General features: G+C 64.1%; 15 protein-coding genes. 5 read left to right on the forward strand and 10 right to left on the reverse strand.

From position 1 onward, the window contains the following. Window position 1: 1 nt before the first annotated feature. Window positions 2-1756 (reverse strand): proline--tRNA ligase, encoded by a 1755-nt coding sequence (locus ACSU1G_RS03550; protein WP_439278508.1) that lies wholly within the window; start codon window positions 1754-1756, stop codon window positions 2-4. 42 nt (window positions 1757-1798) lie between these two features. Then, window positions 1799-2569 (reverse strand): isocitrate lyase/PEP mutase family protein, encoded by a 771-nt coding sequence (locus ACSU1G_RS03555; RefSeq protein ID WP_439278509.1) that lies wholly within the window; start codon window positions 2567-2569, stop codon window positions 1799-1801. Window positions 2570-2620: 51 nt separating this feature from the next. Between ACSU1G_RS03555 and ACSU1G_RS03560 the strand changes: the two genes are divergently transcribed. Beyond that, on the forward strand, window positions 2621-4042 hold the full coding sequence (locus ACSU1G_RS03560; RefSeq protein ID WP_439278510.1) for an RNB domain-containing ribonuclease: 1422 nt from the start codon (window positions 2621-2623) through the stop codon (window positions 4040-4042). Window positions 4043-4073: 31 nt separating this feature from the next. On the opposite strand, the gene ACSU1G_RS03565 is transcribed toward ACSU1G_RS03560, so the two are convergent. From ACSU1G_RS03565 to folE, 4 genes are all read right to left on the reverse strand, one after another. Then, on the reverse strand, window positions 4074-4814 hold the full coding sequence (locus ACSU1G_RS03565; RefSeq protein ID WP_439278511.1) for a pyrimidine reductase family protein: 741 nt from the start codon (window positions 4812-4814) through the stop codon (window positions 4074-4076). Further along, window positions 4811-5632 carry a dihydropteroate synthase gene (gene folP, locus ACSU1G_RS03570; RefSeq protein ID WP_439278688.1) on the reverse strand — a complete coding sequence of 274 codons (822 nt, stop codon included), beginning with the start codon at window positions 5630-5632 and terminating at the stop codon, window positions 4811-4813. Before folP ends, ACSU1G_RS03565 begins: the two co-directional genes overlap by 4 nt. Before the next feature lie 72 nt (window positions 5633-5704). Beyond that, window positions 5705-6934 carry an NAD(P)/FAD-dependent oxidoreductase gene (locus tag ACSU1G_RS03575; RefSeq protein WP_439278512.1) on the reverse strand — a complete coding sequence of 410 codons (1230 nt, stop codon included), beginning with the start codon at window positions 6932-6934 and terminating at the stop codon, window positions 5705-5707. 24 nt (window positions 6935-6958) lie between these two features. After that, window positions 6959-7564 (reverse strand): GTP cyclohydrolase I, encoded by a 606-nt coding sequence (gene folE, locus ACSU1G_RS03580; RefSeq protein WP_439278513.1) that lies wholly within the window; start codon window positions 7562-7564, stop codon window positions 6959-6961. Between the two features lie 98 nt (window positions 7565-7662). Here folE and ACSU1G_RS03585 point away from each other — a divergent pair, with 98 nt between their 5' ends. Then, window positions 7663-8328 carry a helix-turn-helix transcriptional regulator gene (locus ACSU1G_RS03585; protein WP_439278514.1) on the forward strand — a complete coding sequence of 222 codons (666 nt, stop codon included), beginning with the start codon at window positions 7663-7665 and terminating at the stop codon, window positions 8326-8328. Beyond that, entirely contained in the window at window positions 8289-8807 is a 519-nt protein-coding gene (locus ACSU1G_RS03590) for an NUDIX hydrolase (protein WP_439278515.1), read from the forward strand. The genes ACSU1G_RS03585 and ACSU1G_RS03590 overlap by 40 nt, the downstream gene beginning before the upstream one ends. On the opposite strand, the gene ispG is transcribed toward ACSU1G_RS03590, so the two are convergent. After that, window positions 8797-9948 carry a flavodoxin-dependent (E)-4-hydroxy-3-methylbut-2-enyl-diphosphate synthase gene (gene ispG, locus ACSU1G_RS03595; RefSeq protein ID WP_439278516.1) on the reverse strand — a complete coding sequence of 384 codons (1152 nt, stop codon included), beginning with the start codon at window positions 9946-9948 and terminating at the stop codon, window positions 8797-8799. The genes ACSU1G_RS03590 and ispG overlap by 11 nt on opposite strands. Window positions 9949-10151: 203 nt before the next feature. On the opposite strand from ispG, the gene ACSU1G_RS03600 reads away from it, so the two are divergent. Further along, entirely contained in the window at window positions 10152-12041 is a 1890-nt protein-coding gene (locus ACSU1G_RS03600) for an anthranilate synthase family protein (RefSeq protein ID WP_439278517.1), read from the forward strand. 51 nt (window positions 12042-12092) lie between these two features. Here the strand turns inward: ACSU1G_RS03600 and ACSU1G_RS03605 are convergent, their stop codons facing one another. From ACSU1G_RS03605 to ACSU1G_RS03615, 3 genes are all read right to left on the reverse strand, one after another. Further along, window positions 12093-13727, reverse strand: a complete 1635-nt coding sequence (locus tag ACSU1G_RS03605; RefSeq protein WP_439278518.1) for a DUF222 domain-containing protein — start codon at window positions 13725-13727, stop codon at window positions 12093-12095. Window positions 13728-13878: 151 nt separating this feature from the next. Next, the gene (locus tag ACSU1G_RS03610; protein ID WP_439278519.1) at window positions 13879-14313 is read right to left on the reverse strand and encodes a hypothetical protein; all 435 of its coding nucleotides are present in this window, start codon (window positions 14311-14313) and stop codon (window positions 13879-13881) included. 137 nt (window positions 14314-14450) lie between these two features. Next, window positions 14451-15761 carry a M50 family metallopeptidase gene (locus ACSU1G_RS03615; RefSeq protein WP_439278520.1) on the reverse strand — a complete coding sequence of 437 codons (1311 nt, stop codon included), beginning with the start codon at window positions 15759-15761 and terminating at the stop codon, window positions 14451-14453. A gap of 51 nt (window positions 15762-15812) precedes the next feature. On the opposite strand from ACSU1G_RS03615, the gene ACSU1G_RS03620 reads away from it, so the two are divergent. Beyond that, complete coding sequence (locus tag ACSU1G_RS03620; RefSeq protein ID WP_439278521.1) at window positions 15813-16385, forward strand: hypothetical protein; 573 nt, start codon at window positions 15813-15815, stop codon at window positions 16383-16385. Window positions 16386-16427: the final 42 nt, after the last annotated feature.

Raw genomic sequence — 16427 nt, forward strand, 5'->3', positions numbered from 1 at the left:
GTCAGCGGATCAGTCGCTCGATGGCGTCGTCCAGTGAGAGCGCATCGCGTTCCCCTGTACGACGGTCCCAAAGCTCGACCTGGCCTTCTGCGGCGCCACGTCCGATGACGAGAACACGCGGGACGCCAACGAGCTCTGCGTCGCCGAACTTCACGCCGGGCGATACCTTCGGACGGTCGTCATAGAGCACATCGATGCCTGCAGCCTCGAGCTGTGCGGATGCTTGCTCTGCGACCTCGTAGGCGACCTGATCACGACCGGCTGCGACAACGTGCACATCGAACGGCGCCACGGACGCGGGCCAGATGAGCCCCTTGTCGTCGTTGTTCAGCTCCGCGATGATCGCGAGGATGCGGGTGACGCCGATGCCGTAGGACCCCATCGTGACGGTGACGAGCTTGCCGTTCTCATTGAGCACCTTCAGCCCGAGAGCTTCGGCGTACTTGCGGCCGAGCTGGAAAACGTGGCCGATCTCCATGCCGCGAGCAAGAGTCACAGGTCCTGACCCGTCGGGTGCGGGGTCGCCTGCGCGGACATTAGCGATCTCGACGATGCCATCGGCCTCGAAGTCGCGACCGGCGATGACGGTGTGCGCGTGCTTCTGGTCGACGTTGGCGCCGGTGATCCAGCGGGTGCCCTCTGAGACGCGAGGGTCTACGAGATAGCGGATGCCGGTGGCGGATTCCTCGCCGAGCACGGCACCTGTGGGTGACCAGGGTCCGATGTAGCCCTTCACGAGCAGCGGATACTTCGCAAAGTCCTCGTCGATTGCCGTGGTGACCTCGGCGGGAGCGAAAGCGACCTCTGCACGCTTCTGATCGACCTCACGGTCGCCGGGGATGCCAACAATCACAAGCTCGCGCGTGCCATCGAGATGCGTAAGTGCGAGGACCACGTTCTTCAGCGTGTCAGCGGCCGTGTACTCGCCGTCGAGCACCGCGTTCGAGTGTGCGACAAGCGTCTCGATCGTCGGAGTGTTCGGGGAGTCGAAGATCGTCGCTTCGGGTGCGTCGTCGAAAGGGATCGCGTCGGAGACGGCCGTCGTGAACGCCTCAACGTTCGCGGCATAGCCGCCGTCGCTGCGCACGAAGGTGTCTTCGCCCACGGGCGTCGGGTGCAGGAATTCCTCGCTACGCGAGCCGCCCATGGCCCCCGCATCCGCCTGCACAATGACGTACTCCAGGCCTAGTCGCTGGAAAATGCGCTCATAGGCATCCCGCTGCGCCTGGTAACTGGCGTCAAGTCCTGCGTCGGATGCATCGAAGGAGTAGGCATCCTTCATGGTGAACTCGCGGCCACGCAGCAGGCCGGCACGAGGGCGAGCCTCGTCGCGGTACTTGTCCTGGATCTGAAAGAGCGTCAGCGGCAGGTCTTTATACGAGGAGTACATGTCTTTCACGAGAAGCGTGAACGCCTCTTCGTGGGTGGGGGCGAGAAGGTAGTCGCCGCCCTTGCGGTCCTGCAGACGGAACAGCAGATCGCCGTACTCATCCCAGCGGCCCGTCGCCTGATAGGGATCGCGCGGCATGAGAGCCGGGAAGTGCACTTCCTGAGCACCCGCGTTCGCCATCTCCTCGCGGACGACGGTCTCGATCTTCGCCTTCACCTTCAAGCCCAGTGGGAGCCAGGCGAAGATGCCGGCGGCTTGACGCCGGATATACCCGGCGCGCAGCAGCAGCTTGTGACCGGTGACCTCCGCCTCGGCGGGGTCTTCACGGAGCGTACGGAGGAAGAATTTCGAGAGACGAGTGACCACGGGTCAAGTCTAGTGACCCGTGGTCACTCGTTCTCGGACGAATCAGTTCAGAGCGCGCGTTCCCGCTGGGATGACGCCGTCCGAGTACAGGCTCGTGGCGAGATCCTGCAGGGAGGTGAGCGCCACCCGCTGTGTCATGGGGCCGTAGGAGATTCGTGCCACACCGAGCGACTCGTACTCGGCTGCGGTCAGCGCGCCCGGAAGCCCGATGACGCTAATCTTGCGCTCTCCAATGCCGTCGACGAGCTGGCGAGTGACATCGGCGTTCAAGATGCCGGGAATGAACACGCACGTCGCGCCTGCGCTGAGGAACGCACGGCCGCGCTCGATGGCGTCCGCGATGCTCTCCTCGACAGGCCGATCGCCTGCGCGCACAAAAGCGTCTGTGCGGGCGTTCAGCACGAAGCGGACCCCTTCTGCCTCGCCTGCCTTCACGATCGCCTCGACGTTCGCGACCGACTCGGCAAGCGGCTTCAGGCGGTCTTCGATATTCGCACCGACTGCACCGGCTGCGATCGCGAGGCGGGTGGTCTCCCCCGCGTCGCCGTAGCCATCATCGAGGTCGGCACTCACTGGCAGGTCTGTGGATGCTGCGATGCGCGAAACCATGTCCAGCATGAGTTCACGCGGGATCGTGCCATCGGCATAGCCGAATGTAGCGGCGATCGAGTGGCCCGCGGTAGCGAGGGCCTTGGTTTCGGGGAGGGCTGCTATCGCCTTCGCCGAAACGGCATCCCAGACGTTCACAACGCGGAGGATCTCCGGGGCTTCGTGGAGTCCGATGAGAGTCTGAGCCTTCTGTGCAATGGTCATGAGTCCACGCTAATACCGACCGCGCACGGATGGGCGGCTTAGGGTGAATGCATGCCTCAGCGCCGATCACATGTCGCCCCGTCCGCTGCGCAGAGTGAGCTTGCTTCGGCGCTCACCGATCTTCGCGAGAAATTGGAAGTGGCGGCCGAGTTCGACCCAGCGGCCCTCGCCGAGGCCGAAGCTGCCACCGCGCCAGCGCCTGATCTCGATCTGCGCGATGTTGCGTTCATCACGCTTGACCCTGCGGGTTCCCGCGATCTGGACCAGGCAATGCATCTTGCCAAGAGCGGTTCGGGTTTTGAGGTCCGCTACGCGATTGCGGATGTTCCTGGGTTCGTCACGCCCGGCGGCGCGGTGGATGCGGCGGCTCGTCAGCGAGGCCAGACTCTGTATGCGGCAGATGGGTCCATCCCTCTGCATCCGCGCATCCTGAGCGAAGATCACGCTTCTCTGCTGGCAGATCAGGATCGGCCGGCGCTGGTATGGACCTTCGACCTGGATGACGCCGGCGTCGTGTCGGAGTTCCGGCTGGAGCGGGCGCTGATTCGCTCCCGCGCACAGCTGGACTATGTGGCAGCGCAGAAATCACTTGACCACGGCGAGGATTCGCCCTTGGCGCTGCTTCCCGTCATCGGCGGGTTGCGGCAGGAGCTCGAAGCGCAGCGCGGTGGAGCAAGCCTGAACCTGCCCGACGAAGAGGTTGTGCAGCACGAGGACGGCACCTACGGCATCGAACGCCGGCATCCACTCGCCATCGAGGACTGGAACGCGCAACTCTCACTGATGACCGGGATGGCCGCAGCATCCCTCATGGTCGATACGAAGATCGGCGTGCTGCGCACGATGCCGGAACCGGACGAGAAGGCATTCAACGCGTTCCGTCGACAGGCCGAGGCACTCGGCCGCCCGTGGAAGACCGGAAAGTACGGCGCGTATCTTCGTACGCTCGACCGTGCGGATCCGATGACGCTCCCCGTGCTCGAAGCAGCCGCTTCGCTGTTCCGCGGCGCGGGATATGTGACCTTCGATGGTTCGGTGCCGGCCGATATCGAACAGGCCGCGATTGCGGCGCCGTACGCACACGCCACCGCTCCCCTGCGTCGGCTCGTCGATCGGTGGTCTCTGACGATTTGTCTCGCCGCTTCTCGTGGCGAAGAAGTGCCCGCGTGGGCGCGCGATTCCCTCTCGGAACTGCCGGCGCTTATGCAGGAGTCGGGCCAGCGTGCCTCGAGACTGAACGCCGACACGATCAATCGGGTGGAGGCAGCGCTCATGGTGCCGCTGGTGGGCTCGACGATCGAGGCCACGGTGATCGAGCTTCGCAATGGGGGCGAACGCGCGGCGATTCAGATCGCCGATCCCGCGGTGACTGCTTCCGCTTCCGTGCCTGCTGGCACGAAGCCAGGAGCGACCGTTTCTGTGGAGCTGGTGCGCGCTGACATCGCGAGCGGTGAATTGGAGTTCGCGGAATGAACGACACGAACTGCAAGGCTCACGCGTCCAGCTAACGCCGTGTGTAGCGCAGAAGGAGCTCCTCGCCACCCTTGAGCAGCGCCGCCATACTCATCGCGGTCGGCGCCGCGTGCTTCGAGTGCGCGATTCTGCTCGCATCGCCAGCATCCAACTCGGCCGCGATCGTCACGCACACCTCGTCGACCGCCCCGGCGGAGATGAACGACCCGAACAGGCTCGGTCCCCCTTCGGAGTGGATGTGCAACAGCCCGCGCGCCTCGAGATCTTCGCGCACCTTCCGCGGGTCGAGCGTCTCGGAACCGGCATCGACGATGTCGGCGACTGCGCTCAGCGCCTCGCGTCGACTGTCCGACGCGGTGCCGACGGTGTACACGATCGGTCGGGTGGGTGCGCCGGTGAACACGTCCGATTCGGGGTCGAGGTCGAGGCGTCCGGAAACCAGCGCGAAGGTCGGATGCGCGGGGAGTCCGCGATCCATCCTCCATGTGACCGCATCGTCCTGAAGCCGCATCGCGCCGTATCCCTCGGTTCGCACCGTGCCGGCACCGACGAGCACAACATCGGCCTGGCGACGCAGCAGCTCGAAGACTCGACGATCTGCTGCCCCACCGAGACCGCCGGAGCGACCATCACGGGTGGCGGCACCGTCAACGCTCGAGACGAAGTTCATCCGCAGCCACGGGCCATCCGGTAGCTGGTAGGTGGCAAGGATGCCGTCGTCGTCGAGTTGTTCGGCGGGCTGAGGCCAGAGCCGATCGATGCGGGTGCTCATACGTTGCTCGTCGGGTGCATGTTGTGCTCCAACCGGACAGGGTGTCGTAGGCCAAGGATGTTCTCCACCATACGCACAGCATCAACGGTGGCCGCCACGTCGTGCATACGGACGATCCGCGCACCGCGCTCGATGCATGCGACCATGGCCGCGATCGACCCGGCCAGCCGATGCCCCTGCTCGCGACCGATCGATTCCCCGATGAAGTCCTTGTTCGACACTGCGGCGAGCACCGGCAGCCCGAGGCTGGTGAGCTCACCGAGGCGACGAGTGATCTCGAGCGAATGCAGGGTGTTCTTGTCGAGGTCATGCCCTGGATCAATGATGATCCGATCGCGTCGTATCCCGGCTGCCTCTGCACGTTCAACACGCTCTTCCAAGAACCTCCGCACTTCCTGGACGACATCGCCGAAGTGCGCAGCGGGTTTCTCCGCCCGCGGTGGCCCCACGCTGTGGGTGATCACAAGATGAGCGTCACTGGCACCGATGACCGAGGCCATGTCGGGATCACCAAGCCCACTGGTGTCGTTGATGACCGAGGCTCCTGCTTCGATCGCTGCGCGGGCGACGCGTGCGTTGTTTGTATCGACCGAGACGACCACATCGCTAGCCGCGATGATGGCCGCGACGACGGGAACCGTGCGATCGATCTCCTCCGCTGTAGAGACGTGCGGGCCGCGCCCGAACGGCACACCGCCGATATCGACCCAATCCGCGCCGAGTCTCTCGGCGTGCAGCGCTGCGTCGACCGCGCGATCGAGCGCGAACGTTGCGCCCCGATCGTAGAACGAATCCGGCGTGCGATTGACGACGGCCATGACCGCCACCTGACGCTCGAAGTCGAACGTGCGCAGTCCAATCCTTTGTTCACTCACAGATCTTCCCCCCGTTCAAAGCTCTGCATACGGTACGCCCGGATCAGCCAACTTGTCCGGGTCGACGGACGTGCCCGCGGCGATCAGCGGCTTGATCTGGTCGATCACATCCCAGACGTTCACGCTCATCGCCGCCTGGATACGACGTTCATGGTCGACCCAGAACGCCACGAACTCGCGGGCGGCCAAGTCACCGCGCACGATCACGCGTTCGTACGATCCTGGAATCGCGTTGCCGATGTATTCGCTGCCGAGGTCGTACTGGTCGCTGTAGAAGTACGGCAGCTCGGTGTAGATGCTCTCCTCGCCCAGGAGTGCGGCGACCGCAGCGGCTGGTTGATTCAACGCGGTCGCCCAGTGCTCGACACGCACCCTGCGGCCGAGAATCGGATGCTGATGATTGGCGATATCGCCGACCGCGAAGACGTCCGGGTCGCTGCTGCGCAGTGAAGCATCGACAAGCACCCCGTTGTCAACGGCGATTCCGGCATCCTCGGCAATATCAGTGACCGGCGCGACACCGATACCGATCACCACCGCGTCGGCAGGCACGACTTCGCCACCTGCGAGGCGCACACCCGTGGCGCGGCCCCCTTCGGTGACGATTTCAGCGACCTGGACTTCTGTGCGTAGGTCCACACCGTGTGAGGTGTGCAGGTCAGCGAAGACCTGAGCGATCTCATCACCCAGCACCCGCAGGAGCGGCAGCTTCGCGCCTTCCAAGACCGTCACGTTCGTTCCTGTCGCGCGTGCAGCGGCCGCGACTTCCAAACCGATCCACCCGCCCCCGATGAGGACGAGTCTCTTCCCCTCACCGAATGTGCCATGAATGGCATCCGCGTCTTCGACCGTGCGCAGGTAAAACACGCCAGCAGCATCCGCGCCCTCGATCGGAAGATGACGAGCGGTCGCACCTGTCGCAAGCACGAGTTTGTCGTATGAGAGCTGCGACCCGTCGTCAAGCGTGACCTGGTGCTCCGCGGTGTCGATCGCGGTCGCACGCGTGCGCTGACGCACCGTGATGTCGTGTTCCTGGTACCAGTCGGCAGGATGGACGAGCGCATCGTCGAAGGTCGCCTTACCTACGAGATAATCTTTCGACATCGGAGGACGCTCGTATGGCAGATGGTCCTCCGCAGCGATCAGTGTGACTGCGCCGTCATACCCTTTCTCCCGCAACGCTTCAGCCGTTTTGGCGCCGGCCAGGCCGCCGCCGATGATGACGATGTTCTGCAATGTACTCATCAGATTCTCCTGAGTTGTCTTGGCTTACGCCGATGCGAGTCCCGAAAGCGCGAGGAACTCCTGTCGCGACCGTGGATCATCGCGCAGCTGTCCCAGCAGCGTCGAAGTCAGCGTGCTTGTGCCGATCGCTTGCACGCCACGAAGTGTCATGCACGCGTGCTCAGCGGAGACAACGACCCCGACGCCGACAGGATCGAGGTTGTCTTGCAGCCATTGGGCGACCTGCTTCGTCAGGCGTTCCTGTGTCTGCGGACGGCAGGCGAAATGCTCCATGATTCGTGCCAGTTTCGACAGCCCGACGATTCGGTCGCCGGGAAGATAGGCGATGCTGGCCTGGCCGGTGAATGGCAGCAGGTGATGCTCGCAGATCGACCGCACGGGGATGCCTCGCACGATCACCAACTCGTCGTAGCCTTCCTCGTTCGGAAATGTCGTCAATTCAAATGGGCGTGGTGTGAGCATTTCCGCCCAGGCTCGAGCCATCCGGCCAGGCGTCTCCATCAAGTGTTCAGAGTCCAACGACATGCCGAGTGCGCGTAGGAAATCTCCTGCCGCCAGTTCTGCCTGAGCCAGATCAGGAGATGCTGACACACTCGCAGCCGGCAGTCGGGCAATATCCACAGTGGTCATGATCTGCATCCCCTTCTAAAAATAAGTTCTATATCTTTTAGAATCGCACCATGCCAGGGTTTCGTCAAGGTAGCCTGGTTTTAGAAAGGATGACGCTGATGGACACTCCCACCCCGCAAGGAAATCTGGATGACCTGGCACTGCTGTCAGACGACGTCCGGCGTCGCCTATATGAGTTCACGGCCGCGCGCTCGGGTGTGACACGCGAGGAAGTCGCGACCGCCACGGGCATCAGCCGTAGCCTGGCCGCATATCACCTCGACAAGCTCGCGGATGCCGGGATGCTGGATGTTGGCTATGCCCGAACGAATGGTCGATCCGGGCCTGGATCCGGGCGGCCAGCGAAGCGCTACTCACGCAGCGACCGGGAATTGTCGGTGAGCTTCCCGCCTCGGAACTACAGCCTGCTGGCCCAAGTGCTTGCCACCGCTGTCGAGGCGGCCCCGTCCGGTGAACTCCGCGCGGCTCTTGATGCTGCCGCCGAGCAGGAGGGCAGAGCACTGGGCGAAAGCCTCGATACGATCCAGACCGCGCTCAGCACAGCCGGATTCGAACCGGTCACCACGGATAATGGTGACATCGTTCTGCAGAACTGCCCATTCCACAGCATTGTCCAGCAGCACACCGAGCTGGCCTGCAACCTCAACCACGCCTTCATTCGAGGCACCCTGGCGGGCGCGAATGATGATCGCGAACGGGCAGAACTCTGCCCCGGGGAAGGCCGTTGCTGCGTGATCGTTCATCCAGCGCCGCCGCACGCATGAACGCGCGCGGCTTCGCGGTGATTCCCGCTGCATACGTCTATCTCCGGCGTGGCGATGAGGTTCTGCTCCAGCAACGGCAGAACACGGGGTACATGGATGGCACATGGGCCGCAGGCGCGGCAGGACACATCGAGCTCGGTGAGACGGCAGCGACGGCAGCCTGCCGCGAAACCAGGGAGGAACTGGACGTCGTGCTCAGCGAGCGCGATCTCGTCCCGTTGACCGTCATGCAGCGCACAGACGGCACGACGTCGCCGATCGAACAACGCGCCGACTGGTTCTTCACCGCTTCCACGTGGGAAGGCACACCGTTGGTTATGGAACCTCGCAAGTGTGCTGAAATTGCGTGGTTCGCGCTTCAGTCACTGCCAGACGCGATGCCGCCGCATGAACGCCTTGTCCTTGACGCTCTCGCCCACGGCCAGCTCACCGCGTTCATGAGCTTTGGATTCAGCACTGGCTTTGGATTCAGGCCGTGATCACCTGAGCAGCGCCCAGCGCAGCATCCGGGCCCATCTCCGCGGCGAGGCGGTTCGCCTCTTCGATCAGCGTCTTCACGATGTCCGCCTCAGGAACAGTCTTGATGACCTCACCCTTCACGAAGATCTGGCCCTTGCCGTTACCGGAGGCAACGCCAAGGTCCGCTTCACGTGCTTCACCAGGACCGTTCACGACACAGCCCATGACGGCAACGCGCAGCGGCACCGTCATGTGTTTCAGGCCCTCGGTGACATCGTCGGCCAGCGTGTAAACATCCACCTGGGCGCGTCCACATGACGGGCAGGAGACGATCTCGAGCTTGCGCTCGCGCAGGTTCAACGACTGCAGGATCTGGTGGCCGACCTTGACTTCTTCTGCGGGCGGTGCAGACAGCGAGACACGAATCGTGTCGCCGATGCCCTCCGACAGCAGGATGCCGAAAGCCGTGGCCGATTTGATCGTGCCCTGGAACGCAGGGCCAGCCTCGGTCACACCGAGATGCAGCGGCCAGTTGCCACGCTCGGAAAGCATCCGATAGGCCTTCACCATCACGATTGGGTCATTGTGCTTCACGGAGATCTTGAAGTCGTGGAAGTCGTGCTCTTCGAACAGTGATGCTTCCCAGACGGCGCTCTCCACGAGCGCTTCCGCCGTGGCCTTGCCGTGCTTCTCCAGAATCCGTTTGTCGAGAGATCCCGCATTCACGCCGATCCGGAGCGAGACGTTGGCAGCCTTCGCCGCTGCAGCGATCTTTCCGACATTTCCGTCAAACTCGCGGATGTTGCCCGGGTTCACACGCACCGCACCACAGCCGGCGTCGATCGCGGTGTAGATGTACCGCGGCTGGAAATGGATGTCGGCGATGACCGGAATCTGACTCTTCATCGCGATGATCTTCAGTGCATCTGCATCGTCCTGATGAGGAACGGCGACGCGCACGATCTCGCAGCCGGATGCTGTGAGCTCCGCAATCTGCTGGAGCGTGCCATTGATGTCGGTGGTCTTCGTCGTCGTCATCGACTGGACGCTGACGGGGGCGTTGCCGCCGACCAACACCTTTCCGACCCGAATCTGACGGGTCTTGCGACGGGGACTCAGGACTTCGGGGACGCGCGGCATCCCAAGATTCACTGCAGGCACATCTCCAGATTACGCTGACCTGATCAACGGAGGCTGGATGCGGCTCAGTCGACGCGTCGCATTGTGATAGTTTCAGCCCATGCCCGCGAACTTCACCTGGTGGCCCGCCTTCTAGGCGGTGTGTTCGCGATCCCACGAATCCAGACCGCCTCCGGGGCGGTCTTTTTAGTGGCCCGAGCCGGAGCCCTGCACAGGAGACCTCGATGACTGACACCGCCGCCCTGCTCGCCGCTTTGGCACAGGATGCCACCGCATCCTTCGTGCTGATCGCCCGCGACGGCGCCCAGAGCGTTGAACTGCTGACCGGCGAGATCGACGACGTCGATCTGCTCGCCGACATCCCGCTCACCGTCGATGGCATCCCGCGCGAGGTCTTCGCGATGGTGCCCTACCGCCAGGTGCGCGAACGTGGTTTCGATGCACAGGATGACGGCACGCCGCTGCGCTGTCTGCTCGTCGACGAGCACCTTCATCTGCCGCTCGCTGACGTACTCGCAGCGCTGCCCAGCGACCCGGTTCCGCTTAACAACGCCGGTTTTGACATCGCTGACGAGGACTATGCCGAGATCGTCAAGACGGTCATCGCCGACGAGATCGGCCGCGGCGAAGGCGCGAACTTTGTCATCCGCCGCGACTACACCGCAACTGTCGACGCCGATGAGCGCACGACTGCTCTGACCTGGTTCCGAGCACTGCTCACGCACGAACGTGGCGCGTACTGGACTTTTGCCGTGATCACTCCCGGGCACATCGCCGTCGGCGCGAGTCCCGAAGCACACGTCGTCGCTCGTGACGGAATTGTCACGATGAATCCGATTTCCGGCACTTTCCGCCACCCGGCCGGAGGCGCCACCAAGGAGACGCTGGTCGAATTCCTCTCCTCCACCAAGGAGACTGAGGAGCTCTTCATGGTCGTCGACGAGGAGCTCAAGATGATGAGCGCGGTGTGCTCTGATGGTGGCCGCATCACCGGCCCGCACCTCAAGCAGATGTCACGGCTCACGCACACCGAGTACATGCTGCGCGGGCGCAGCCGCCTCGACCCACGCGACATCCTCCGCGAGACGATGTTCGCCCCCACTGTCACCGGCTCCCCCATGCAGAATGCATGCGCCGTGATCCGTCGCCACGAGAGCAAACCCCGCGGGTATTACTCCGGTGTCGCCGCACTGTTCAGCCCGAACAGCGACGGCGGGCACGACATGGACGCACCGATCCTGATCCGCACCGTGTATCTGGAGAACGGACAGCTGCGCGTCCCGGTCGGTGCGACCCTCGTTCGCCACTCTGACCCCTACGGTGAGGTCAGTGAGACCCATGGCAAGGCGGCCGGCGTGCTGGGCGCGATCGGCGCCATCGCCCGTGACAGCGTCGCTGAGACGAAGGTCGATGGCGACGAACCTGCAACGAAGACCTCGCTCGCCGATGATCCCGAAGTCGCCGAGCTGCTCGCTTCTCGCAACACGCGTCTCGCCGAGTTCTGGCTGAACCCGCAGGAGGACGGCACGACCGGCCCGTTCGCCGGACGCAGCGCACTCGTCATCGATGCGGAGGATCGGTTCACGACGATGCTCGCCCACCAGCTACACCATCTCGGCCTCGACGCGAAGATCATCCCCTGGGACAAGGTCACCGACGCAGATCTGGATGCCACAGAACTGCTCGTCGCCGGCCCTGGGCCCGGTGATCCGCGTGATGCCGCGATACCTCGCATCGCGCGCATGCGGGACATCGTCGCCCGCCGTCTGGAGCAGGGCGCTCCGCTGCTTGCCGTGTGCCTCAGCCACCAGATCCTTGCTGACCGGTTCGGCATCGAACTCGCCCCACTAGACACGCCGCACCAGGGCCTGCAGAAGGTTGTGCCGATGTTCGGCGAGGACGCGTCGATCGGTTTCTACAACACCTTCACGGCACGGGTCTCCCCCGGCACAACCGCAGCTGGCGTAGCCGAGATCTCGGCGGACGCGAACAACGGCGATGTCTATGCACTGCGCGGCCCCGGCTTCGCCAGCGTGCAGGGGCATCTGGAGTCGATCCTGTCTCGCGACGGGATCCACACCCTCGAGCGTCTGATCACTTCCGCATTCGCCTGATCACAATGGCATTCGCCTGATCACTTCCGCATTCGCCTGAGAATCGCGCCGCTACCAGGTCGTCCAGGCTCGATCCTTCTCGGTGTCGAGTGCTTCGTCGATGGCGGTGTAGTTCAGGTGTGGTGCTCGCCATCGGGCGTAGGGGTCCCACCAGTTCGGTCCGCGGATTTCAGGTGTCCCGTCGCGCATTCGGATGAGCCAGATGTTCTCGTCAAGGGTGCGGTGGTGGTGCCAACACAGGGGTACCCCGTTACTGGTGTGGGTCGGTCCGCCACGGGCATGTTCGGTCACATGATGGATTTCGCACCATTCCGCACGGATGTTGCATCCGGGGATGAGGCATTTGCGGTCGCGGAGCACGATCGCGCGGCGTTGGCGGGCGTTGAAGATGCGCGCAGTGGTGCTGATGCCCACGATCGCACCATTCTCATCGAACAGCACGCGTTCCACACCGCCCGCGCACGCGGCGTGGTCGGCGGCGCCGAGGGGCACGTCGTATCCGGCACCCTCGACCGTTGCCCGTCCGGTGCGGCCGAGGTAGTCTTCGGCGCTGACGGAGATGACGAGGGTGGGTGCGGCGCCGCCGAGTGTGGGCATGCCGTCGGATGCGGCTGCGACCATGATGATGCTCGCGAACGCGTCGTGCCGTTTCTGCGCGTGCGTGCGCAGGTCCGCGGCATCCGGTGGGGGCGACGCGGCCTTGTGGGCCGGGAGCCCGTCCGCACGGCCGGTGAGCGTGTCACCCTCAGCGGCGGACGCGGCATCAGCCGCCGTGCTGTACTTAGCCTCGAAACCATCACCGTCATTGTCGGCCACGTCGTCGGAGGGCCGGAATCGCACTCCGCTCCCGGTACTGGCCTCGTCATCGACTTTCGGGTTCATCAGACTGTCGATCAGCTTCTCCAACTGGGCGGCGACTTCCGGAAGGAGCTCACCGCGTACGGGAACGGATCCATCGCGGAGGCGCCCGATCGTGAAGTACCGGCGGCGCTTGCCCGCCCGGTCTTTCGGCTCCGCACCGTCCGGATCGAGGCGGTCGATGATGTGCGCGGTCAACCCCGCCAGCTCATCCGTCGTCGGCAGCGGAGCCGTCTCACGGGCCCCGGACGCGTCATCGTCAGCATCAGCGTCAGCGTCGTCATCAAGCGAGAGATCATCGCCGTCCAGCGGCCGTCCGGTCGCGAAGCGGGCGAGCACGGCATCCGCAGCCAACCGGTCCGCGGTCCCTAGCCGTCTGGCCTTCAGCAGCGGTGTCGTGCACGCCAGGAATCCACTCAACGACATCGCCCCCGCAGCCAACGCCGCCGACAGTTCCGGGAATGGCGCTGGTAGCAGCCCACCTGAGGTGATGTCCAGATCGCGGTGCACAGCCGCCACCGCCGCCACGTACCGCCTCGCCGCATACCCATCAATAAGCAGTGTCCGTCGCAGCAACTCCGCGGCGTCCCGGCATCCGAGCTGTGTCGTCAGCCGGGCGTCGCGTTCACACTGATCCCGCTCGACCACCCGGTCCGTGGATTCAACGATCGCACCATCCAACCGGCGCTGAATACGCCCCAAAGCCTGCACGATGTCAACAAGCTCACCATCACCCACCAACCGCACGCCCCCACGCGCTGCGGAACCGGTCATCGCGTCGGCCAGCTGCCGATCGACGCTCTCCAGTTCCTGTGCAAGGGATGTCATACCTCTATTACACAGGAGGCCACAGACATTCGCCCGCCAGATAAAACCCAGATCAGAAGCCATTCACGAATGGTGGATAACTCCCGAGAACGTCTATCTGTGGAGAATCAGTGGCCCGCCACAGTCGCGAGGTTCAGACCAGCCAGACGGCTTAGCCAGCGGCCTTGCGAATGTGCTCTGCGATCGCCTTCTCCGTCGCCGGAGTCAACGCAATCACGGCGAACGACGTCACCCAGAGGTCGCCGTCATCCAGCTGTGCCGACTCTTCGAACCCGAGGGTCGCATAGCGAGTGGTGAACTTCGAGGCGGCCTTGAAGAACACGACGACCTTCCCGTCCTCGTCAGCGTAGGACGGAAACCCATACCAAGTCTTCGGGACGAGTTGCGGGGCGACCTCGGAGACGATCCGGTCGATCCCCTCGGCGAGGACTCGATCATCATCCGGCATCGCCGCGATTGCCTCGCGTACCGCCTTCTCCCCGGCGGCACGAGACTTCCCGGCCTTTTCCTGCGCACGAAGTTCTGCGGCACGCTGCTTAACGGCGTCGCGCTCATCCTTGGACAGTCCAGCGATCTTCTCAGTCATGTCGTGCTCCTTATCGATGTGCGGCGGCCATTTCCGCGCGTACGACCACGATACGACTCACTGTCCTGGCGCACTTCTCGATTCCTGATCGATCCCGTCACGCATACCGCCACCGCATCCCGCCACGACCTACACCACTACTGGAACAGGTTCACCGGGTTCACGACGTCGGCGATCATCAGCAAGGCCCCCATGGCTATCAGCACGACGGCGACGACCACGGTCAGCGGAACGAGACGCGTCGCATCGACGGGCGCCGGCGGCGGGCGGCGGAAGAGCTTCGCCCAGGCCCGGCGGATGCCATCCCACAGCGCCACCGCGATATGACCGCCGTCCAACGGAAGCAACGGAATGAGGTTGAAGACGAACAGCGCGATGTTCAGCGAACCCAGCAGACTCAACAGCACAACGAACCGGTTCAGCACCGGAGCATCCGTCGCCGCGACCTCACCGGCGAGCCGGCCCACGCCAACCACGCTGAGCGGGCCGTTCGGATCGCGCTCCGTCCCGGTCACCAGCGATACACCGACATCCCAGAGCTTCACCGGCAACTGCACGATGAGATTCGCCACCCGTGCGGTGTTCTCACCCGCCATCTCGACGCCGGTGCCGATCGGCTGCGGGACGAAGCCCATCTGGGCGCCCATACCGACGTAACCGACCTCGGCGACGACCTGCTCCCCATCCCCGTCAAGTACCGGTTGACCCGACGCATCCGTAAGTGAACGCTCGGCGGCAATCGGAGTGATGGTTAGTGCGACATCATCACCCTCGCGTGACACGACCATGTCGAGAGTTTCGCCCGGAGCGGCCTGCACAATCGCGGTTGCCTCTGCGAAGTTCGATACCGGCATCCCATCGATCGACACCAGCACATCGCCAGGAAGGATGCCCGCCTCAGCGGCCGGGGATGCTGGATCCGACGGCTCGCACTCGCTCTGCGTCGTACCGGCCGGGAGCACACATTCGGTGACGGACGCGATCGTCGTTGTGCCCTGCTGAAGGCCGATTCCTGACGCCAACACGGTGAAGATGATGATGGCGAGGATCAGGTTCATCAGCGGACCGCCGAGCATGACGATGATGCGCTTCCACACCGGCAGCCGGTAGAAGACACGGCTCTCCGCACCCTCAGCGATGGTCTCGTCGTTCGCGGAGCGAGCATCCTGTACAAGCGTCCGGAACAGCCCGCGCACCTGCTTACCCTCGGATGCCGGATACATCCCCGACATCGAGATGAAACCACCGACGGGTAGCACCTTGAATCCGTACTCGGTCTCCCCGATCCGCTTTGACCACAGCCGCGGCCCGAAGCCAATCATGTATTGCCCTACACGCACGCCGAACAGCTTCGCCGGCACGAGATGACCGATCTCGTGCAGCCCGATCGACAGACCGAGGCCCACCAGCATGAACAGGATGCCGGCGACATACAACAGGATCTCCACGTGCCCACGCTACTGCCCACGAACTAGGAATCCGCCGCATAAGCTAGAGCCGTGACTTCTCGGCAGCTGCGACTCCTGCGTGGAGCCACCGCCTCGTCGGTCGCCACGATCATTGCCGCCGTCTCGCACACGACCGGCGGCGGCGCACCCCCGCATCCTCTGCTGGTGCTCGCCTTGAGCGTCTTTCTCACGCCTGTCGCTGCCCTGCTGGTGGGCCGCACCCTGAGCGTTGGCAAGTTGAGCGTCACCGTGCTGCTCGCGCAGACCATCTTCCACGTGCTGTTCGTCGCGCTGGGTGCCACGCTCACCACCCCAGGCATCGCCACCGGACACCAGCACGTCATGGCGTTGGGCCCGCTGACGTCGACGGTGGCACCGGATGCCGGAATGCTCGGCGCCCACCTCCTCGCTGCCGCCGTGACGATCGCCCTGCTGTGGCGCGGCGAACGGATACTCCGCGGCATCGCACACTGGGTCCGCGCTGCGCTGCGCGTGCGTCTACCGCGCCTGCACAGCGACTGGCCGGTTCCCGCATCCTGCCCAGAAACGGCACCCGCCTTCGTCGCTGCGACTCGTACAAGCGACGTCTCCCGACGCGGTCCTCCAGTGTTCTCCTGCGGCTGAGCGCCGCACACGTCAACACACCCTCTCGCGGTTTCGCGTGCC

Source organism: Microbacterium sp. A93 (assembly GCF_051842835.1).